General features: G+C 56.5%; 20 protein-coding genes. 14 read left to right on the plus strand and 6 right to left on the minus strand.

What is annotated here, in order from left to right; all coding sequences use genetic code 11:
• Positions 1-44: 44 nt before the first annotated feature.
• Together tmpA and tmpB are read left to right on the plus strand one after the other, a co-directional pair.
• Positions 45-1,181: a 2-trimethylaminoethylphosphonate dioxygenase gene (tmpA, locus tag ACR0I1_RS11060; protein WP_480706455.1), complete on the plus strand. Its 1,137-nt coding sequence runs from the start codon at positions 45-47 to the stop codon at positions 1,179-1,181.
• Positions 1,178-1,768, plus strand: a complete 591-nt coding sequence (gene tmpB, locus ACR0I1_RS11065; protein WP_170648778.1) for a (R)-1-hydroxy-2-trimethylaminoethylphosphonate oxygenase — start codon at positions 1,178-1,180, stop codon at positions 1,766-1,768. The genes tmpA and tmpB overlap by 4 nt, the downstream gene beginning before the upstream one ends.
• Positions 1,769-1,840: 72 nt before the next feature.
• Here tmpB and dapB read toward each other — a convergent pair whose 3' ends face one another.
• Positions 1,841-2,650: a 4-hydroxy-tetrahydrodipicolinate reductase gene (gene dapB, locus ACR0I1_RS11070; protein ID WP_480706458.1), complete on the minus strand. Its 810-nt coding sequence runs from the start codon at positions 2,648-2,650 to the stop codon at positions 1,841-1,843.
• Between the two features lie 89 nt (positions 2,651-2,739).
• Here dapB and rbfA point away from each other — a divergent pair, with 89 nt between their 5' ends.
• The 3 genes from rbfA to truB are packed head-to-tail and all read left to right on the plus strand — an operon-like array spanning position 2,740 to position 4,835.
• A complete protein-coding gene (gene rbfA / locus ACR0I1_RS11075; protein ID WP_480706460.1) occupies positions 2,740-3,135 on the plus strand; it encodes a 30S ribosome-binding factor RbfA in 396 nt (131 codons plus the stop codon).
• A complete protein-coding gene (locus ACR0I1_RS11080) occupies positions 3,132-3,872 on the plus strand; it encodes a phosphodiester glycosidase family protein (protein ID WP_480706461.1) in 741 nt (246 codons plus the stop codon). The genes rbfA and ACR0I1_RS11080 overlap by 4 nt, the downstream gene beginning before the upstream one ends.
• Before the next feature lie 54 nt (positions 3,873-3,926).
• The gene (gene truB / locus ACR0I1_RS11085; RefSeq protein ID WP_170426161.1) at positions 3,927-4,835 is read left to right on the plus strand and encodes a tRNA pseudouridine(55) synthase TruB; all 909 of its coding nucleotides are present in this window, start codon (positions 3,927-3,929) and stop codon (positions 4,833-4,835) included.
• Between the two features lie 7 nt (positions 4,836-4,842).
• Here truB and ACR0I1_RS11090 read toward each other — a convergent pair whose 3' ends face one another.
• Entirely contained in the window at positions 4,843-6,291 is a 1,449-nt protein-coding gene (locus tag ACR0I1_RS11090) for a pyridoxal phosphate-dependent decarboxylase family protein (RefSeq protein ID WP_480706464.1), read from the minus strand.
• 106 nt (positions 6,292-6,397) lie between these two features.
• On the opposite strand from ACR0I1_RS11090, the gene ACR0I1_RS11095 reads away from it, so the two are divergent.
• The 3 genes from ACR0I1_RS11095 (at position 6,398) to rpsO (ending at position 8,445) form a co-directional block, all read left to right on the plus strand.
• Positions 6,398-6,901 (plus strand): DUF1643 domain-containing protein, encoded by a 504-nt coding sequence (locus ACR0I1_RS11095; RefSeq protein WP_170819207.1) that lies wholly within the window; start codon positions 6,398-6,400, stop codon positions 6,899-6,901.
• 96 nt (positions 6,902-6,997) lie between these two features.
• A complete protein-coding gene (locus ACR0I1_RS11100) occupies positions 6,998-8,032 on the plus strand; it encodes a calcium-binding protein (protein WP_480706466.1) in 1,035 nt (344 codons plus the stop codon).
• A 143-nt stretch (positions 8,033-8,175) separates the two neighbouring features.
• A complete protein-coding gene (rpsO, locus tag ACR0I1_RS11105) occupies positions 8,176-8,445 on the plus strand; it encodes a 30S ribosomal protein S15 (protein ID WP_050605082.1) in 270 nt (89 codons plus the stop codon).
• A gap of 389 nt (positions 8,446-8,834) precedes the next feature.
• Here the strand turns inward: rpsO and ACR0I1_RS11110 are convergent, their stop codons facing one another.
• Positions 8,835-10,082: an MFS transporter gene (locus tag ACR0I1_RS11110; RefSeq protein ID WP_170408500.1), complete on the minus strand. Its 1,248-nt coding sequence runs from the start codon at positions 10,080-10,082 to the stop codon at positions 8,835-8,837.
• 450 nt (positions 10,083-10,532) lie between these two features.
• Between ACR0I1_RS11110 and ACR0I1_RS11115 the strand changes: the two genes are divergently transcribed.
• The gene (locus tag ACR0I1_RS11115; protein ID WP_170566948.1) at positions 10,533-10,742 is read left to right on the plus strand and encodes a hypothetical protein; all 210 of its coding nucleotides are present in this window, start codon (positions 10,533-10,535) and stop codon (positions 10,740-10,742) included.
• Positions 10,743-10,858: 116 nt separating this feature from the next.
• On the opposite strand, the gene ACR0I1_RS11120 is transcribed toward ACR0I1_RS11115, so the two are convergent.
• The gene (locus ACR0I1_RS11120; protein WP_170394697.1) at positions 10,859-12,460 is read right to left on the minus strand and encodes a BCCT family transporter; all 1,602 of its coding nucleotides are present in this window, start codon (positions 12,458-12,460) and stop codon (positions 10,859-10,861) included.
• 268 nt (positions 12,461-12,728) lie between these two features.
• Between ACR0I1_RS11120 and ACR0I1_RS11125 the strand changes: the two genes are divergently transcribed.
• The 4 genes from ACR0I1_RS11125 (at position 12,729) to pnp (ending at position 16,225) form a co-directional block, all read left to right on the plus strand.
• A complete protein-coding gene (locus ACR0I1_RS11125; RefSeq protein WP_170408502.1) occupies positions 12,729-13,082 on the plus strand; it encodes a metalloregulator ArsR/SmtB family transcription factor in 354 nt (117 codons plus the stop codon).
• Complete coding sequence (locus ACR0I1_RS11130; RefSeq protein ID WP_170394703.1) at positions 13,063-13,485, plus strand: SRPBCC family protein; 423 nt, start codon at positions 13,063-13,065, stop codon at positions 13,483-13,485. Before ACR0I1_RS11125 ends, ACR0I1_RS11130 begins: the two co-directional genes overlap by 20 nt.
• The gene (locus ACR0I1_RS11135; RefSeq protein WP_480706469.1) at positions 13,482-13,850 is read left to right on the plus strand and encodes a DUF1761 family protein; all 369 of its coding nucleotides are present in this window, start codon (positions 13,482-13,484) and stop codon (positions 13,848-13,850) included. The genes ACR0I1_RS11130 and ACR0I1_RS11135 overlap by 4 nt, the downstream gene beginning before the upstream one ends.
• Positions 13,851-14,074: 224 nt before the next feature.
• Positions 14,075-16,225, plus strand: a complete 2,151-nt coding sequence (gene pnp / locus ACR0I1_RS11140) for a polyribonucleotide nucleotidyltransferase (RefSeq protein WP_170394709.1) — start codon at positions 14,075-14,077, stop codon at positions 16,223-16,225.
• Between the two features lie 292 nt (positions 16,226-16,517).
• On the opposite strand, the gene ACR0I1_RS11145 is transcribed toward pnp, so the two are convergent.
• Both ACR0I1_RS11145 and ACR0I1_RS11150 read right to left on the minus strand, forming a co-directional pair.
• The gene (locus ACR0I1_RS11145; protein WP_480706471.1) at positions 16,518-17,018 is read right to left on the minus strand and encodes a helix-turn-helix transcriptional regulator; all 501 of its coding nucleotides are present in this window, start codon (positions 17,016-17,018) and stop codon (positions 16,518-16,520) included.
• A 36-nt stretch (positions 17,019-17,054) separates the two neighbouring features.
• On the minus strand, positions 17,055-17,621 hold the full coding sequence (locus ACR0I1_RS11150; RefSeq protein WP_480706473.1) for a hypothetical protein: 567 nt from the start codon (positions 17,619-17,621) through the stop codon (positions 17,055-17,057).
• 250 nt (positions 17,622-17,871) lie between these two features.
• Here ACR0I1_RS11150 and ACR0I1_RS11155 point away from each other — a divergent pair, with 250 nt between their 5' ends.
• Entirely contained in the window at positions 17,872-18,501 is a 630-nt protein-coding gene (locus tag ACR0I1_RS11155) for a TIGR02466 family protein (protein ID WP_170426142.1), read from the plus strand.
• The last annotated feature ends 19 nt before the right edge of the window (positions 18,502-18,520 follow it).

The following is an 18,520-nucleotide window of genomic DNA, read 5'->3' on the forward strand; positions in this document are numbered from 1 at the left end:
GCGTATCTCCTCAAGCAAAGCCCGCGCCGAACAGGAGAGACCCCATGCTGCGCTCAGCCACTTTCGACCCATCTGTGGTCACTATCGCGTTTTCCGATGGTACCCAGGCCAGATTTCACGCCATTTGGCTGCGCGACAATGCGCTGGACCCCGAGACCCGCGCCCCCGGCAACGGGCAGCGCCTGATTACCATCGGCGATATCCCCACCGATATCTCGGTCAGCGCTGCCGAGATCCAAAATGGCGATCTGAGTGTTACCTTTCAGCCCGAAAACAAATCCGTGATGTTCCCTGCCGATTGGCTGGCCGATCACGTTTATGACCGCGAACAGGCGCAAGAAGTTGGCCGCACCGCATCCGGCGTCACCACATGGGAGCGTGGTATCAGCGCCCCCAGCGGTGACTGGGAAAGGGTGCACACCGACCCTGAGGCCAAGCGCAGCTGGCTGGCTGCCGTCGCGGAGTACGGCTTTGCCAAGCTGACAGGTGGCCCGACCGAGCCGGAATCGCTGCTGAAAGTGGCCGATCTGTTCGGCTACGTGCGCCAGACAAATTATGGCCCCTATTTCGAAGTTCGGACCGAGGTGAACCCGACCAACCTCGCCTATACTGGGTTGGGGTTGCAGGCCCATACCGACAACCCTTATCGCGACCCGGTGCCGACACTGCAAATCCTCTACTGCCTTGAGAATTCGGCCGAAGGCGGCGATTCCATCGTTGTCGATGGTTTCCGCGCGGCTGAGCGTCTGCGCGATCTGAACCCCGAGGGCTTCGCCTTGCTTGCAGGCTATCCGGCACGGTTCGAGTATAAAGGTTCGGACGGGGTCTGTTTGCGGTCACGTCGCCCGATGATCGAGCTTTCCCCCGATGGCGAGTTGATCGGCATTCGCTTCAACAACCGCTCGTCTGCGCCGTTCGTGGATGTACCCTTTGACAAGATGGAAGCCTACTATGCAGCCTATCGCCAGCTGGGCGAGATCATTGACGATCCCGCTATGGGCGTGTCTTTCAAGCTGGAACCGGGCGAAAGTTTCATCGTCGACAACACTCGCGTAATGCATGCACGGCTGGGCTATTCCGGGGCCGGGTCTCGCTGGTTGCAGGGATGCTATGCTGACAAGGATGGGCTGCTTTCGACACTGGCCGCCATGCAGATGACACAACCGGAGGCGGCGGAATGAAACCCGATTTCTCGACCTTAAACCGGGACAATATCGTGGCCTTTATCGGTGACATCTTCGATCGTCGGGGGGGAGAGGAATATCTGGGGGAACCCGTCACCATGGCCCAGCACATGCTGCAAGGTGCCACGATTGCGGAACAGAACGGACAGTCTGAAGAAATCATCGTCGGTGCGCTGTTGCACGACATTGGCCATTTTACTTCGGAATTCGGCACTTACCATCCGGACGATACCGAGGACCGGCATCATGAAGATGCAGGTGCCGAGGTGTTGGAGCAGTTCTTTCCGTCGGTCATCACCGATTGCTGCCGGTACCACGTGGCAGCCAAGCGGTATCTCTGCGCCACCAAGCCGGAGTATTTCAATCGCCTGTCCGCAGCCTCAGTCCATACGCTGGAACTGCAGGGTGGTCCGATGAGTGCCAAGGAGATAGCCGAGTTCGAGGCAAATCCGAACCTGAAAGAAATCATTCAGGTCCGTTATCTGGACGAAGCGGGAAAACGCGCTGATATGGAGACCCCGGATTTCGCCCATTTCGCACCGATGGTACAACGGATGGTCGACCGGCACATTCAGGCAAGCTGAGACAACTTTCATCTGCCCGATCGATAGAGCCAAGAAAATTCGTCGAATTTTCTTGGCTCTTGATCCTAAAGCCTACAGCCCCAGAACATCCACCATGTCATACTGGCCCGGCGCCTTGCCTTGACCCCACAACGCGGCTTTGAGCGCCCCACGGGCAAAGATCGCACGGTCAGTAGCCAGATGGCGCAACACGATACGCTCACCGGGTGCCGCGAACAGGACATCGTGTTCGCCGACAATGTCTCCGCCACGAATGGCGTGGAAGCCGATGTCGCCGCGTTTGCGCGCACCGGTAATACCGTCGCGGCCCCTATCGGCCACATCCGACAACTTGACACCGCGCCCCTCGGCGGCGGCTTCGCCCAGCATCAAAGCTGTGCCTGAAGGCGCATCGACCTTGTGATGGTGATGCCCCTCGATGACCTCGATATCGAAATCCTCATCCAGCGCGGCGGCAACCTTTTTGGTGAGCTGCACCAACAGATTGACCCCAAGGCTCATATTCCCGGCCCGCACAATCACAGCATGGCGCGCGGCAGGTTCCAGCGCGGCGATCTGTTCGTTATTCATGCCGGTAGTGCCAATTACGTGAACGCACCGCGCCTGCGCGGCCAGTGCGGCAAATTCCAGTGTCGCTTCGGGCGCAGTAAAGTCGATGACGGCCTGTGCCTGTGCAAATGCCTCCAGCGGATCGTCAGTAACGGTAACACCGAGCGCCTGCCCGCCCATCACCTGACCTACATCCTGACCGATCCAGTCATGGCCCTTACGCTCGACCACACCAACCAGACGCGCCTGATCGCTCTCAGACACGGTCTTGATCAGCATCTGCCCCATACGGCCCGAAGCCCCTGTGATAACGATCCCCGGAATATGGGTCATTGCGCTGGTCCTTTCTAAAGTCGGCTCAAAGCCTCCTAACCCGTTCGCGCCCGCTTGGCAAAGCCCCGCTTTGGGCTTAGATCGGGGGCATGGCAAAGAACAAATTCCACGATGGCCCCGGCCCATCCCAACGACAGCTGCGCGTCGGCGAACTGATCCGCCGCACCCTGTCCGAGGTTCTGGCGCGCGGAGATGTCCACGACCCCGACCTGAACCGCATGTCGATCACCGTGGGTGAGGTGCGCACCTCGCCCGATCTGAAGATCGCCACCGCTTATGTGCTGCCCCTGGGCGGCAAAGGGCAGGAAGACGTGATTGACCTGCTGGCCCGCAACAAGGGCGAACTGCGGCGCGCAGTGGGCAAGAAGGTGGGCCTGAAATTCTCACCCGACCTGCGGTTCCGTTTGGACGACACGTTTGATCGACTGGACGACACCCGCCGTATGTTTAATCAGGACGCGGTACGCCGCGATCTGGACGAGTGATCCGTACCCTTGTCACGCTGTGTGCTGTCCTTTGGGCCGCGCAAGTCTCTGCAGTCACTTGCGAGAAGCTGACTCATGAGGATAAGCGATATACGGTTTGCGAGGTGGATACCTCGGAAGATTTGCGCCTGTTTCTGAACGATGAAAATGGCGATCTGTTGGGTCATTTCTCTTCGGTGAATGAGGCGTTGGAGCCTCAGGGGAAAAGGCTCGTCTTTGCGATGAATGCGGGCATGTACCATGACGACCGCTCGCCCGTCGGCCACTATGTCGAAGACGGGGAAGAGCAGATGCGCGTGATACCGAATGCCGGACCCGGCAATTTCGGACTGCTGCCCAACGGTGTGTTCTGCATCCGTGAAAACCGTGCCGATGTGTTCGAGACTTTGGATTTCGTCGATCAGGCGCCGCAGTGCCGCTTTGCGACACAATCGGGCCCCATGCTGGTGATCAACGGAGAGTTACACCCTCGCTTTCTGCCGGATTCAACCTCGCGCTACACCCGAAACGGGGTGGGCACCAGCGCCGATGGCACGCGTGTGGTGTTTGCGATATCGGACGATTACGTCACTTTCTATGAATTCGGCAGCCTATTCCGCGACGTCTTAAAAACACCGAATGCGCTGTTTCTGGATGGCAACATTTCCCGCATGTATGATCGCGCCAGCAACCGGTCGGATATCGGGTTTTCGCTGGGACCCATCGTGGGTGTCGTCGAGGACGTTCCGGCAAATTGACAGCATCGAAACGATCCGCTAACTCGCGCGCCTCAGCAAGACTCAAGGTGTAGTATGGGACGCAAACGCAAGGGCCGCGACATTTCCGGTTGGCTGGTGGTGGACAAGCCCGCTGGCATGACTTCGACCGCGGTGGTCAACAAGGTGCGTTGGGCGATGGACGCCAAGAAAGCGGGCCATGCGGGCACGCTGGACCCAGAGGCAACCGGCGTTTTGGCCGTTGCGCTGGGTGAGGCAACCAAAACCGTCCCCTACATCACCGATGCGCTGAAGGCCTACACCTTCACCGTGCGGCTGGGGCAGGCCACCAACACCGATGATGCTGAGGGTGAAGTCATCGCTGAGAGCATTGCGCGCCCCTCGGATGAGGATATCAAACAAGCGCTCGGCCCGTTTCTGGGCGATATCAAACAGGTGCCGCCCAAGTTCTCGGCCGTGAAAATCGACGGTCAACGCGCCTATAAGCTGGCCCGAGATGGCGAGGATGTGGAACTGACCGCCCGCCCTCTTTGGGTAGAGGAACTGGTGCTGATCGACCGCCCCGACGAAGACCACGTCGTGCTGGAGATGACCTGTGGCAAAGGTGGCTATGTCCGTTCCATTGCGCGTGATCTGGGCGAGGCGCTCGGCTGCCACGGCCACGTGAAAAAACTGCGCCGCATCTGGTCCGGCCCGTTTGAGGCCGAGGATGGCCTGACCATCGAACAGATCGACGAGATGGCCAAAACCACCGCTCTGGATGATTATCTGCATCCGCTGGAAACCGGCTTGTCGGACCTGCCCGAGCTGAAATGCACCTCTGAAGGAGCCACCCGTCTGAGGAATGGCAATCCGGGCATGGTGCTCGCCTCTGACGTGGAATACGGCGACGAGGCCTGGGCCTCGCTGGATGGCAAGGCCGTGGCCGTAGGAATTTACAAGTCGGGCGAATTGCACCCAAGCCGCGTCTTTGCCGCCAACTGATGACTGTTCAGGCGGCGATACGCAATTTGTGACCCAGTCGAAGTATCTCGGAAACCAGTAGATCCAGATCCTGCTTTTGCGTGCGGTGATTGTTGACCGCCACCCGTAGGCAATGCGCTCCCTGAACCGTTGTATCCGATAAAACCGCTGTGCCTTCCTCTTGCAGGCACAACATGATTTCGCTGTTAATCGCACGCAGAGTTTCGGGGCTGAGACCGCCCGGGTCATAGCGGAAACAAACGATGTTTATGTTGGTGGGGAACATCAAGGTGAGGTCATCCTCTGCCTCGATCAGCGAAGTCAGATAACGCGCCTTTTCGATATCCTGATCAATGAGCCTGCCGAATTTCTGAACGCCGTGCTCCTTCAAGGACATCCAGACCTTGAGCGCTCGAAACCCACGCGAAGTCTGAATGCCGTAATCGTGCAAAAACGCCGCCCCGGCGACGCCTCGGGATTGCGGTTCCAGGTATTCCGGGGTCAGAGTAAATGTCGCGTGGTGGGCATCATGGCTTCGCACCAATGCGCAACCCACTTCGAAAGGCGCATGTAACCATTTGTGTGGGTCGAGCGCGACGGAATCCGCGCGTTCGATGCCGGACACGCGCCAACTGTTATCATGGGCGATTGCAATTAACGCACCGATACAGCCGTCAACATGAAACCACAGGCCTTCCTCGCGGCAGAAATCGGCAATCGCCGACAAGTCGTCGATGGCGCCTGTGTTCACGGTTCCGGCGGTGGCAATCACACAAGCGGGTTTAAGGCCGTCTGCGCGATCCTGCGCGACCATGCCGGCAAGCGCTTCAAGATCCATCGTCAAATCGTCTTGCGTAGGAACACGCCGCAGCGCCTTGTTGCCCAGACCCAGTGTTTCGAGCGACTTTTGGTGACAACTGTGCATCTGATCCGATCCGTAATACCGCATCGGCTTATCCATGGCGGCGATGCCCTCTTCGCGCATGTCGATCCCGGATTTAACGTTGCGGGCCACCGTCAGCCCGATCAAGTTTGCCACGCTGCCGCCGCTGACCAATGTCCCACTGGCTCCTTCCGGCAGACCGATCATCTCGCGTAGCCAGTCGACGACTTGTCGGTCGATCAGGGCTGCCGCATGATTCCCTCCCCCTAGGTTCGATCCCTGAACCGCAGCCAGAAAATCCGCCATCGCGCCTGTGAAATTGCTCGCGCCCATATACCAGCCCCAAAACCGGGGATGAATATTGCCCATTGGATACTGCATGACCTGAGACTGGACATCATCCATCAAATCACCCAACGGCATACCCTGCTGAGGTGCAGGCGTTTCGAACCCGTTGCGTATAACAGTCGGCATATCTTTCCATATCGACCTATCACGCACATCACGCGTATGATCCAACGCCATATCCAACATCTCATGTGCTAATTTGCGGGTCTGCTCCCAATCCGCCGGATCCAATGTCTCGAATGTCATGTCTTCCCCCAGAATAAGCCGTTCAAATGAAGGCAGGTATAGCACAAGTTAAGGATCAGGACATCGCCCCTTGTAAACGGGCCTAATTCCAGCCAAACCCGACTGCATGATCACCCGTTCTCATACCAAGGGCGACGCGCCCTCGACTGCTATCTACTCCGATTGCGAAAAATACCGCTATAGCCTGACCCGTATCTGGAACCCGGGGGGCCGCAAGGCGTTGTTTGTGATGCTGAATCCGTCGACGGCGACCGAGGTGCAGAACGACCCCACGGTGGAACGTTGCGAGCGTCGCGCACGCACACTGGGTTTCGGAGCTTTTCAGGTCACCAATATCTTTGCCTGGCGCGACACTGATCCGCGCAAGATGCGTGCATCTGCAGATCCGGTGGGGCCTGAGAATGACGCAGCCATCCTGGACGGCGTGGAATGGGCGGATCAGGTCATCGCCGCCTGGGGCACCCATGGCGCACATCTGGAACGCGGCCCCGCAGTTGAGGACTTGCTGCGCGGCACGGGCCAGCCCTTGTTCCACCTTGGGCTGACCAAGGACGGGCATCCGAAGCATCCTCTCTACATTGCGTACACTCAGCAGCCCGAACCCTGGTGATAAAGGATTAACCACGCTCTCAGCTTCGCTTTGACCAAGCCATTGTTTGCATGAGATGTTTTACACTCGGAGCCATTGTGCTTGCGGAGGGTAGATATGTTTCTGATCGGATTATTCGGAATGGCCGCCATGGGTGGTGCGGCCTACGCAATCAGCGACGTACTTGTGCCAGAAGACAAAGGCGATGACGAGGAGGAAGACGATCGCATCGAGGAAACGACCGACGACGACCTGTCGGAAGGCAATTTGCTTGACGCGGACGAGAATGTCGACGAGCCCAGCTCTGCCGAGGAAACCGACTCTGACACTGGCGAGATTGTGTCTGAGTATGAGGGCGATCTGGTCATTGCGGGCGATGAGGATGCGGATGTTGTGACCGGGCAGGAAGGCAACGATCAGATCAACGGATATGGCGGGGACGACTGGATCGACGGCGGCGCCGGCAACGACGTGTTGTATGGCGGTGGTGGCGGGGACGTCCTGTTTGGCAACCTCGGGAATGATGTGCTCCATGGTGAATATGGTGACGACGCGCTGGACGGAATGTCAGGAAATGACGACCTGTATGGTCATTTCGGAACAGATGATCTGAGCGGCGGTGATGGGAATGACCGGCTTTTTGGTGGTCAGGGCGATGACACGTTAAGCGGCGATAACGGCGACGACGCGCTACAAGGCGGAGATGGCGACGACTACCTTGTTGGGGGTGCCGGTGAAGACGCCCTGTTTGGCGGAGATGGTGATGACATCTTGTCCGGAGAAGACGGCCCGGACGAGCCTGCGCGCGACTTCCTAAACGGGGGCTCTGGGGACGACGTCATTCTTGCCGAAGACGGCGATGTGGTCACAGGTGGAGAGGGTGAGGACGAGATCGTTGTGCAGTCCGACCCCGAGCAGGAAGCCACGACAATCATGGATTTCCAGATCGGTCACGACAAGCTTCTGATCACCTGGGACAACCCGGAAGAACCGGAATTAACGATCGAACAGGACAGTGAAAACAACAGCTTGACCCATGTTCGGGTCAATGGCGAAGACGTCGCTCAGCTTTTTGGCGCAGAGGGACTGACTGTTGAAGATATTCAGTTTGTGACCGAAGCCCAGTTGGAGCAGTACGCCTTCACCAGTTGAGCCTGCAGAATCCCTTTGCCATTTGCGGTGAATGCGCCTATACGCGCCCATCCGCATCGGAATCGGTGCGGTTTTCTCCATGGGCCTGTGCTGGACGACATCCCGGCCTGCGCCATCAACTCTAACCTTTAAAGGAGACCCCGATGTCGATTACTGCCGCTGATAAAGCACGCGTCATGAAAGAATTCGCAACCAAGGACGGCGACACTGGTTCGCCCGAAGTCCAGGTTGCTATCCTGACCTCGCGCATCAACACCCTGACCGAGCACTTCAAAACCCACAAGAAAGACAACCACGGTCGTCGTGGTCTGCTGAAGATGGTTGCTCAGCGCCGTAAGCTGCTGGACTATCTGAAGGGCAAAGAAGAAGCACGCTATCAGGACCTGATCAAAAAGCTGGGCATCCGCCGCTAAACGCGTTTTGTTCATGTTGTACAGGCGCTGAGGCCCTGTTCGTACAAATAGTACATCTTGTACGCCCGCCATTTGGTGGGCGTATTTGTTTTGGTCACTGTCTAATCTAGTGAACTGTGCGGCGCGCGAATTTCCCGCCATGTTCATGAGAGACGGCACACACATACCTGCGGCCCAAACCTTACCGCTACGCAAAGAAGCGCAAACTTTTTTTTTAACTTCCTGTGAACCACTTCACTGAACGCGGTCAAAGATTGCGCCATTCTGAGGATGTTAGTGAGTAGGCGCTTCTTTTGTTTCGAGCGTCAGGTTTTTCATAGTCCTCCCTTTTTTACTGGGCGTGCCTGTAGCGGGCGCGCCCATTTTCGTTCGGGACACACTGATGAAACCTACTTGCCTTTGGTATCAAGCGCCTGAACGCCGGGATGGCGAAACAGTTTCGCCATCGCAATCAATGCCAGTACACCGCAGATGACCGCGAGCACGAAAGGCATCCGCAAATTGATAGCCATGAGGGACCCGCTGAGGGCCGTAATGGTCCCGGAGCCCAACGCGTAGATGGCGACTGTCACACCCATGACCCAACCTTGCTCGGTTGGGCCGACGCTCGCGGAAAACAACGAAAGCATGGTCGGGTACATGATCGCGAACGCGATGGTTATCGGAACAATCAGGACATAGGTCAGATCGGCCATGGGGTTCAGCATGAAGGCCAATATCCCAAGTGCCATCGCTGCAATGGAGACATACAGAATCGGAAACTTTTTATAGCGCTCGTGCAGCGGCGCGGTGAGGTAGGCACTGCCAAAGGCCATGGAGCCTCCGAACACGGCGAGGGCCATGCTGTTTTGAAGCGTACTGAACTTGAACCGGGTCAGCAGATACGTGTCGATGAAGAAGAAAAACGCATTCAGGCACATCAGCGAGAACAACATGACGACCGAAAGCCGCAAAACGACCGGGTGCGAGAAGACTTTCCACAGGTTCAAAACAACATCTAAAAGCCCGAAGTCAATTTTTTGTCTTTTGAAACCGGGTTCGGAGAAGAAGAACAGAATCAGTGCCATGTTGATCAGGATCAGGGCAATGGCGACGTAGAAAGGCAGTTCCAGTGACGCAAATGACCCCATCAGGTTTTGGTCGCTGAGCAATCCTGAAATCAGTGGCCCCCCGAGCAGGCCCAGCGCGGATGCCGCAACAATCATCCCGAGGTTTTTTGATTTCTCCTGATCGTCATGGCTGATGTCGATCAATGCGGCCTGCGCAATGGGTTGGTTGGCCGTCGTAAACCCGGAAATGGCGCGCCCCAAAAGTAACAGCCAATAGCTGGACGTCATGATCGCGGCCACAGTCAGAACATAGCCGATCAGGGCACCGGTAAGGCAGATCATGATGCCTGTTTTACGCCCGATATAGTCCGACAACTTGGCGATAAAGGCCGCCCCGAAAAAGTAGAACAGAAAGAAGACGACAATCAGAATCGTATAGTCGAGCTGGCGGATATTCGTCGCTGTTCCATGTGCGAGGAAAGCCTGGTGTGGATCCAGCAGGATCGTGTTGAAAATCGGCACGATCAATCCAAAACCCATCACGTCAATGAATACGACCAGCAACAGAGACAATCGTGAAAGGTTCATAACAGCTTCCCCATTACGGTCCCGGAATAATCCAATTTCAAAACGTCGAGGGGGCCGGCCACATCACAAGAAACACGCGCTGCGCCAAGAGTTGCCCGGAGTCAGGGTATGGGCTCTTTTGTTTTCTGTCCAATTTGGCGCGGCGACGAGCGGTATCCGGGGGGCTGACCTTGGATTTCGAATTGTGACGCCGCGTCGCGAAAGCCGGGCCCTAGGTTAGAAGGTTGACGTAAGCGTAAGCAGTGCCGTGATTTTTTTTCCAAGCGGTCAAAAAAATGATGCAAACAGCAGATTTCTTCCCCCTTTCTCGGCACCCCATTTTTCTTACATGGACGGTGTCGCTGCGGGTTCACACTCACGGAAGTTGGTCTTTGAGCCCTTCCCTCAAGTGGCTTGGACCTGACCCGCAGCGGCAAGGATTTGATGACCATATGTTGCGGGAGTTGAATGATGCCATTGAAGACAATTCTGAGCCGGGTGTTTGCAACCAAGATGTCCGAGACGTCCAACGCCACAAATGCGCGGTCGATTTTGAATAATCCCTACGACCATAAGAAGGCAATTTCGAAGGTTGAGACAGCGGCGGTTCTTCGCGGGATCCTAGAAGATGAAAAGATGGAATATCCAACCCAAGGCAAACGCAAGGATTCGCTGCACTGACCGCCGTTTGGTACGCTCCTGACGACTTCTGCATGGGTACGCACTACAGGGGCCGCTCCGGACCAAAAACGCCCGCCGAATTGGCGGGCGTTTCGGCTTTCTCAGGATAATCCCAGTTACATCTTGGCCTTTTCTGATTTAAGCGCCAGCCACAGGCAGTAGCACATGATCAGAACCACCAAGGTAAACGGAATTCCAGTCGACACCGCTGCCCCCTGCAAGGCAGAGAGACCTCCGCCCAGCAGCAGTGCGATTGCGACGAGGCCTTCAAGCGTGCACCAGAACACGCGTTGCACAACCGGTGCGTCCATCTTTCCGCCTGCCGTGATCGTGTCGATCACCAGCGAGCCTGAGTCCGACGATGTGACAAAGAACACAACGATCAGGATCAGAGCGATCGGGGCTATGATGCCGTAAAGCGGCAGCTCTTTCAGGAAGCCGAACAGCGCGCCCTCGGGGGCATAGCTTTCGATCACTGTGGCGCGGACGCCCTCTGCTCCGCCTGCGTTCAGCATGTCAATTGCGGCGCCACCAAAGGTCGACATCCACAGGGCGCAAACCGCAGTGGGTGCCAACAAGGCGCAGATCACGAACTCACGCACCGTACGACCTTTGGAAATGCGGGCGATGAACATGCCCACGAAAGGTGACCACGCAATCCACCAGGCCCAGTAGAAGGTTGTCCAGCCGTGGAAGTAGCTGGTGTCTTCCCGACCGAACGGATTGGACAGAGCAGGCAGGTGCGTCACGTAATCCACCATCACGTTGAAGTACCGTGCAATGGCGGTGCCGACACCGGTAACTACAATGACGAAGATGAACAGTCCTACGGCCATGATCATGTTGATCTCACTCAACCGTTTGACTCCTGCATCCATGCCCATCAGGACCGAGCCCAGTGCGATCATCGTAATGCCTATGATCAGCAGGACGGTGACGGTGGGGCTGGGTTCGATGCCAAAGACCTCATACAGCCCGGCGGCCACCTGTTGTGCGCCCAAACCCAATGATGTGGTCAGGCCGAAGAGGGTCGCGAATACTGCCAGAGTATCGATGATGTGGCCCCACCAGCCCCAGACGCGCTCGCCCAGGATCGGATAAAAAGCCGAACGCAGGGTCAATGGTAGCCCGAGATTATAGCTGAAGATTGCAAGCGCCAGACCAACGGCCGCATATACCGCCCAGCCTTCGAGACCCCAATGATGGATCGTGCCGACAATGCCGATATATTCGTTACCCGGCACAGCGATATCGATGCCCAGCGGGCGGGCGTTGCCGTCTTCTGCAAAGTTGTAATAGACCGGCTCCATCACGCCGAAGAACAACAGCCCGATGCCGATCCCGGCCGCGAACATCATCGCGATCCATCCGGCGTAGGAATAGTCGGGTTTGGCGTCCTTGCCGCCGATCCGCACCTTGCCCACAGGCAAGATGATCAGCACCAGACAGAACAGGGTGATTGCGTCAACCGACAGCACCAGAAACCAGTCAAACGTGCTGGTCAGCCATGGCCGGAGCCAGCCAAAGAACGTGGCTGCGGATTCCTGATTTGCCAGCGCGATCAGGACGAACGCGAAGATCAGGATGCTTGAGATCAAAAAGACCGGGTTATGGATATCCAGACCGAAAGGCCGGACATTGTCCTGTCCAAGCTCATATTCGGTCTCAAAGTCATAAATCCGGGGATCCGGATCCAGCATTTTCTTGGTTTGTGCCATGCGTCTGCCCTTCTGTTCGCTACTTGCAAACGCCAAGGTATTCGACCGGCGGACGGAGGTGATATTCGTATTACCTTGGCGCGTTTCCGTCGTTTCGACCGCAGGTATGGTGGTTTCAGCCTATACGGATACTAAATTTTCACCAAATATATTCGATTTCGCGAATAGTTAGGCGGTGGGAGCGACCGAATTAGCTTTCAGAGCTGCAAATATCCTGTTATTCAACCAAATGGTTGACTGAAGCAGAAAAGGCATGTAATTCATCCAAATGGTTGAACGAGAGAATCGCTATGACCTAAGCGCTATATTGAAGGCCGCGTCCGACCCAACCCGCCGCGTGATCCTAACGATGCTCGCGCAGCAGGGCCCCTTGCGGGTGACGGATATTGCGCAGCAATTCGATATGAGCCTCAACTCGGTGTCCAAGCACATCAAGGTGCTCGAGAATGCCGGGCTGGTGCGGCGTCGGACGGAATGGCGCGAGCATCTGATCGAGGTGCAGATGGCCCCCTTGTCAGCCGTGGATGACTGGTTCGCCGGGCTGCGTTCGATCTGGGCGCTTCGGCTGGACGCCTTGGAAACTGCTTTGGAGGACCCAGAAGATGACGGAACTGTCCCTTGAAATAACCCGCGCCATTCCGCACCCGCCGGAAAAGGTTTTTGATGCTTGGCTAGACCCGGAAATGTTGGCCAAGTTCATGCTGCCCGGTCCCAACATGTCAGTGCCCGAAGCTTATTCTGACGCCAAGGTAGGGGGCCGGTTCAAGATCATCATGCGCGCGCCCGAGGCCGGGGACCTTCCGCATGAGGGCGAATACAAGGTGATCGACCGGCCCAATCGGCTGCAATTCACTTGGAACTCGCCTTACAGTCAGGACGATTCCACCGTGACGCTAGATTTCACGCCCACCGACAAGGGTACGGAATTGCGCCTGCACCACATCCGCTTCCCTTCGGAAGAAAGCCGCAACAATCACGAAGGTGGCTGGACCCGAATCCTTGAGACGCTGGAGGGTGCGCTGTGATCAACTGGCTCGCCCTTGGCGTGGGTGTGATCGCGGCCTTTCTGCTGGGCTGGCTGGTCTACGGACCCGTCGGCTTTCAGAAACGCTGGGCCGAGGGAACACGGATCGACCCCACCCCGCCCGAATCTCCACCCCTGCCGCAGATGGCGGCCCAGATCGTTTTCCTGATCCTGCTAGCCGCTGTGATCGCGGTGACCGAGACCAACAACAGCCTTGGCGTTGCGGTGCTGGCGATCCTCGCAGTGGCTGCTCAGGCCGCATCGGTCGGGGCATGGGCACAGAAAAGCGGCTTCGCCATCGCAGTCGACACCGGATATGCGCTGGGCTGCGGCGTGGTGATGATAATGGCGCACGCTATCCTTTGATACATCGGCCCCTGCCCAGCTTGGGCGGGGGTTAGGCAATCCCCTGCCCCCCAAAAACTCCCGACTTTCCAAAGCTTGCAAACTGATGTATGGGCCTGTCATCTGAGACGTTGTGCCCTGACCCCGGCACTCGAATGGAAGATAAAGTGGGGTCGGCGGCAATGGGGCCGCCATGCAAACCGGAGACCCGCAGGGGCGGGAGTGCTCCGTTCTAGGATACGCATATGTTTGATGTAACAAAGAAATCGATTCAGTGGGGCGAAGAGACGCTGACACTGGAAACCGGCAAGGTTGCCCGTCAGGCCGACGGCAGCGTGATTGCCACGCTGGGCGAAACCAGCGTCATGGCAAACGTGACCTTTGCCCGTGCTCAAAAGCCCGGTCAGGATTTTTTTCCGCTGACCGTGCACTATCAAGAAAAATACTATGCCGCCGGTAAGGTTCCGGGTGGCTTCTTCAAGCGCGAAGCGCGCCCGACCGAGAAAGAGACGCTGACCGCGCGTCTGATTGACCGTCCGATCCGCCCGCTGTTTGTTGACGGCTTTAAAAACGAAGTTCTGGTGATGTGCACCGTGCTGTCCCACGATCTGGTCAACGACCCCGACATCGTTGCGATGATCGCAGCCTCTGCCGCACTGACCATTTCCGGCGCGCCGTTCATGGGTCCGATCGCCGGTGCCCGCGTTGGTTTCGAGGATGGCGAATACGTTCTGAACCCGACCGTCGACGACATGCAGGACCTGCGCCTGAACCCTGAACAGCGTCTGGACCTGGTTGTCGCCGGTACCAAAGACGCCGTGATGATGGTGGAATCGGAAGCGTACGAACTGTCCGAGGCGGAAATGCTGGGCGCGGTAAACTTCGCGCATGAGCAAATTCAGCCCGTGATCGACCTGATCATCTCGCTGGCCGAAGAAGCCGCGAAAGAGCCGTTCGAATTTGTCGCCCCCGATTACTCGGAGCTGTCCGCCGCTGTTTCGGCTGCCGGTGAAGAGAAGATGCGCGCCGCGTTCGCGATCACCGACAAGCAAGAGCGCACCGCCGCTGTTGCCGCGGCCCGTGAAGCGATCAAGGAAGCGCTGACCGAAGAGCAACTAGAAGACGGCAACCTCGGTTCCGCTATGAAGAAGCTGGAAGCTGGCATTCTGCGCGGTGACGTCGTCAAAGGCGGCAAGCGTATCGACGGTCGTTCGACCACCGATATCCGTTCGATCGTCGCAGAAACCTCGATGCTGCCGCGGACCCACGGTTCTGCCCTGTTCACCCGTGGTGAGACTCAGGCATTGGCCGTGACCACGCTGGGCACCGGTGACGACGAACAGTTCATCGACGCGCTACACGGCAACTTCAAATCGAACTTCCTGCTGCACTACAACTTCCCTCCCTACTCGGTTGGCGAAGTTGGCCGCGTGGGTGGTCCGGGCCGTCGTGAGATCGGCCACGGCAAGCTGGCATGGCGTGCCCTGCAGGCGGTTCTGCCTGCGGCGACCGACTTCCCCTACACGATCCGCATCGTGTCGGAGATCACGGAATCCAACGGCTCCAGCTCAATGGCGTCGGTCTGCGGCGGTTCGCTGTCGATGATGGATGCGGGCGTTCCGCTCAAAGCACCGGTTGCCGGTGTGGCCATGGGTCTGATCCTGGAAGATGACGGCGAATACGCCATCCTGTCGGACATTCTGGGTGACGAAGATCACCTGGGCGACATGGACTTCAAGGTTGCGGGTACCGAAAACGGCATCACCTCGCTGCAGATGGACATCAAGGTTGCGGGCATCACGCCTGAGATCATGGAGAAAGCCCTGGCGCAAGCCAAGGACGGCCGGATGCACATTCTGGGTGAGATGGGCAAAGCCCTGTCCGAAACCAACGAATTCTCGGTCCACGCGCCGCGCATCGAGACCATGAACATCCCCACCGACAAGATCCGCGAAGTGATCGGCTCGGGCGGTAAGGTCATCCGCGAGATCGTCGAGGTTTCGGGCGCCAAGGTTGACATCAATGACGACGGCGTCATCAAGATCGCGTCGCCCGACGGTGAATCGATCAAGAAGGCCTATGAGATGATCCACTCGATCGTTGCTGAGCCGGAAGAAGGCCAGATCTACACCGGTAAAGTGGTCAAGATCGTCGACTTCGGTGCCTTCGTGAACTTCTTTGGCAAGCGCGACGGTCTGGTGCACGTGTCCCAGATCGAAAACCGACGCCTGAACCATCCGTCGGATGTTCTGAAAGAAGGTCAGGAAGTAAAGGTCAAGCTGCTGGGCTTTGACGATCGCGGCAAGGTGCGCCTGTCGATGAAAGTTGTCGATCAGGAAACCGGCGAAGAGATCGTTCCCGAGAAGAAAGAAAAGAAAGAGGAAAGCGCAGAGTAATCTGCCTCTTTTGCAAGAACGAAGGCCCCGGTAATCCGCCGGGGCCTTTTTCTTTGGGCGAATGACGAGTGCCGTAGCGATGCTGTGGAATGTGCCGACCATCTGCTTGCTGGGGTAGGCTTCAATTTTGATGAGGCTACAATTCTGATTGTTGAGTGCATTGCCCTGAAACAGAGCCTCGCAACCACTTATAACGTTGGCTTTACAGGCCCGGGGCATCTACTTGGGCATTCTTTTCTACTCATTGCCGATAAATGAATGAATTTACGACGATATCCGATCGTTTCTTGGTTTATTTCTTTTCTTCGATCAAAAGCTCTTCTATGAGCGCGCCTAACAGTTGCGTCCTCGATTTGACCATGGCTTTTTTGTAGATTGAATTGTTCTGGGACTTGATTGTTCCCTCGCTGGTCTCGCGCAGTTTAGCTATTTCTGCGAGGGACAGGCCCTTTACGGTGAGAAGTGCAACATCTCGTTCCGCAGCACTAAGGCCCCAACGGTCGAACTGTAGTTCCAGCATTCGAAAAAACTCGCCTTGAGCCTTCCGCAGGTTCTGTTTGACTTCTTGGTGACGTCGCAAAAACAGCCTGTGGCTTTGCCAAATCAAAAGCCCCCCAAGAATAAACCCAAATAGGGTGATGAGAGCCGTGATTTCATGGACCACCCAACTCGCGGAAAAAATGTAGTACCCTGTTATTTCGCCAATCAATTCGATCACAAACGTCAAAGCAGAGATCGCATATACAGCGATCCCCGCTTTGAACATGGCTTCTTTTTTAAACCATTTGTTCAAACCCCAATCTCGCTTGGGCTCAAGTTGGAAGCTGAATTAATCATCGTCGCCTTCGTCATCCCCTTCGCCATCGTCACCTTCACCGTCGCGCTCGCCATCGTCGCCTTCGCTATCGCGTTCGCCGTCATCGCCTTCGCTATCGCGTTCGCCATCGTCGCCTTCGCTATCGCGCTCGCCATCGTCACCTTCGCTGTCGCGCTCACCATCGTCGCCTTCGCTGTCGCGTTCACCATCGTCGCCTTCGCTGTCGCGTTCACCATCGCCTTCGTAATCGTCACCTTCGTCATCAAATCCTTCGTCGTCATCTTCGTCGTCATCTTCGTCATCAAAATCTTCGTCGTCATCTTCCTCATCGTCGAACTCATCGTCTCGCTCTGAACGATCCCGAACGATGGTTCCGTCTTTCCCCAGCACCACTTCTCTCTCGATTCCAGGTCCAGTCGCTTCAAAGCGAAGATTCCCAAACAGCGTGTTGGTTATTTCGATTCGTTGGAAACCTTGTTCTGTGAGTTCGTCGATGATGTCTTGCTTGGTGGTTTGCGAAAGCGCCGTGGTGGCCATCAGAACGAAAGTTGATGTCAGACCGATAGTTTTCTTGTTCATGTTCCCATCCTCAAAGGAATTGCCAATTGAACTAAAACATCGGCGCTTTGCGATGGGAATATAACTTAGGTTGGTTAGGCCAGACTTGAACCAAAGAACTATATCCTCAACGGTACTGGGTAATGCGCGCAATGTGCGGGAACGTGGATTTGGAGAGCGCCGAAAAATTTTTCAGGAGCAAATTCCTGAATTTGATCTCGGACCGATCTGAATTTACAGCCATGTAGTTTTTGAAGGTGACACCGAGGATATGCCCGAAGCCAAGAAATTCGAAAAGCTCTTCTCTACTCCAATGATGCGATTTGTGGTGCCTAACAGTGCAGCGCTTAATGCGGCGATTCTGTTTGAGGCCGAAAAGATGCGTGAGGAAGACGAGGGTGCCTCAAAATCCAATCGCGGCGGATGGCACTCAAACGGAAACCTCTTTGATCGCGATACGCCCGCTATTCAGAATTTGCGAGACGCAGCCGAAGATGCGGTGTTTCAAATAACGCGAAAGGTCTCCGACAAGGTTGAACTGGATAAACTTCGCCTGAAACTGTTCGGGTGGATAAACGACAATCCTTCCGGCGGGTACAATGCGCCGCATACTCATCCCGGCGCGCATTGGTCTGGAGTGTACTATGTTTCTCAACCCGAGATCGAAGAAGGTTCGTCTGGAATGATTGAGTTTCTCGACCCCCGAAACGAGTTGCCTCACTGGCGCATACTTCAGGCGAGTGCGTTTCGGAACAAAAAGAAGCTGCGCCCGGCAGCCGGCGAAATGATCCTTTTTCCATCCTATCTGACTCATTGGGTCCACCCAAACCAAAGTAAAGAAAGCCGCGTCACGGTTGCCTTCAACGCAACCTTTCGACGTCCAAAATCGGATCCCAGTTAATCGCCTCGAGATACGCAGC

It is taken from the genome of Ruegeria sp. B11, from assembly GCF_056539785.1.

Excerpts from the sequence above, each read along its gene's own strand:
- ACR0I1_RS11095 (WP_170819207.1), top strand. The coding sequence starts at position 6,398 with ATGATCACCCGTTCTCATACCAAGGGCGACGCGCCCTCGACTGCTATC.
- truB (WP_170426161.1), top strand. The coding sequence starts at position 3,927 with ATGGGACGCAAACGCAAGGGCCGCGACATTTCCGGTTGGCTGGTGGTG.
- tmpA (WP_480706455.1), top strand. The coding sequence starts at position 45 with ATGCTGCGCTCAGCCACTTTCGACCCATCTGTGGTCACTATCGCGTTT.
- ACR0I1_RS11150 (WP_480706473.1), bottom strand. The coding sequence starts at position 17,621 with ATGAACAAGAAAACTATCGGTCTGACATCAACTTTCGTTCTGATGGCC.
- ACR0I1_RS11110 (WP_170408500.1), bottom strand. The coding sequence starts at position 10,082 with ATGAACCTTTCACGATTGTCTCTGTTGCTGGTCGTATTCATTGACGTG.
- ACR0I1_RS11130 (WP_170394703.1), top strand. The coding sequence starts at position 13,063 with ATGACGGAACTGTCCCTTGAAATAACCCGCGCCATTCCGCACCCGCCG.
- rbfA (WP_480706460.1), top strand. The coding sequence starts at position 2,740 with ATGGCAAAGAACAAATTCCACGATGGCCCCGGCCCATCCCAACGACAG.
- rpsO (WP_050605082.1), top strand. The coding sequence starts at position 8,176 with ATGTCGATTACTGCCGCTGATAAAGCACGCGTCATGAAAGAATTCGCA.
- ACR0I1_RS11155 (WP_170426142.1), top strand. The coding sequence starts at position 17,872 with ATGCCCGAAGCCAAGAAATTCGAAAAGCTCTTCTCTACTCCAATGATG.
- pnp (WP_170394709.1), top strand. The coding sequence starts at position 14,075 with ATGTTTGATGTAACAAAGAAATCGATTCAGTGGGGCGAAGAGACGCTG.
- ACR0I1_RS11120 (WP_170394697.1), bottom strand. The coding sequence starts at position 12,460 with ATGGCACAAACCAAGAAAATGCTGGATCCGGATCCCCGGATTTATGAC.
- ACR0I1_RS11100 (WP_480706466.1), top strand. The coding sequence starts at position 6,998 with ATGTTTCTGATCGGATTATTCGGAATGGCCGCCATGGGTGGTGCGGCC.
- ACR0I1_RS11115 (WP_170566948.1), top strand. The coding sequence starts at position 10,533 with ATGCCATTGAAGACAATTCTGAGCCGGGTGTTTGCAACCAAGATGTCC.
- ACR0I1_RS11125 (WP_170408502.1), top strand. The coding sequence starts at position 12,729 with ATGGTTGAACGAGAGAATCGCTATGACCTAAGCGCTATATTGAAGGCC.
- dapB (WP_480706458.1), bottom strand. The coding sequence starts at position 2,650 with ATGACCCATATTCCGGGGATCGTTATCACAGGGGCTTCGGGCCGTATG.
- tmpB (WP_170648778.1), top strand. The coding sequence starts at position 1,178 with ATGAAACCCGATTTCTCGACCTTAAACCGGGACAATATCGTGGCCTTT.
- ACR0I1_RS11090 (WP_480706464.1), bottom strand. The coding sequence starts at position 6,291 with ATGACATTCGAGACATTGGATCCGGCGGATTGGGAGCAGACCCGCAAA.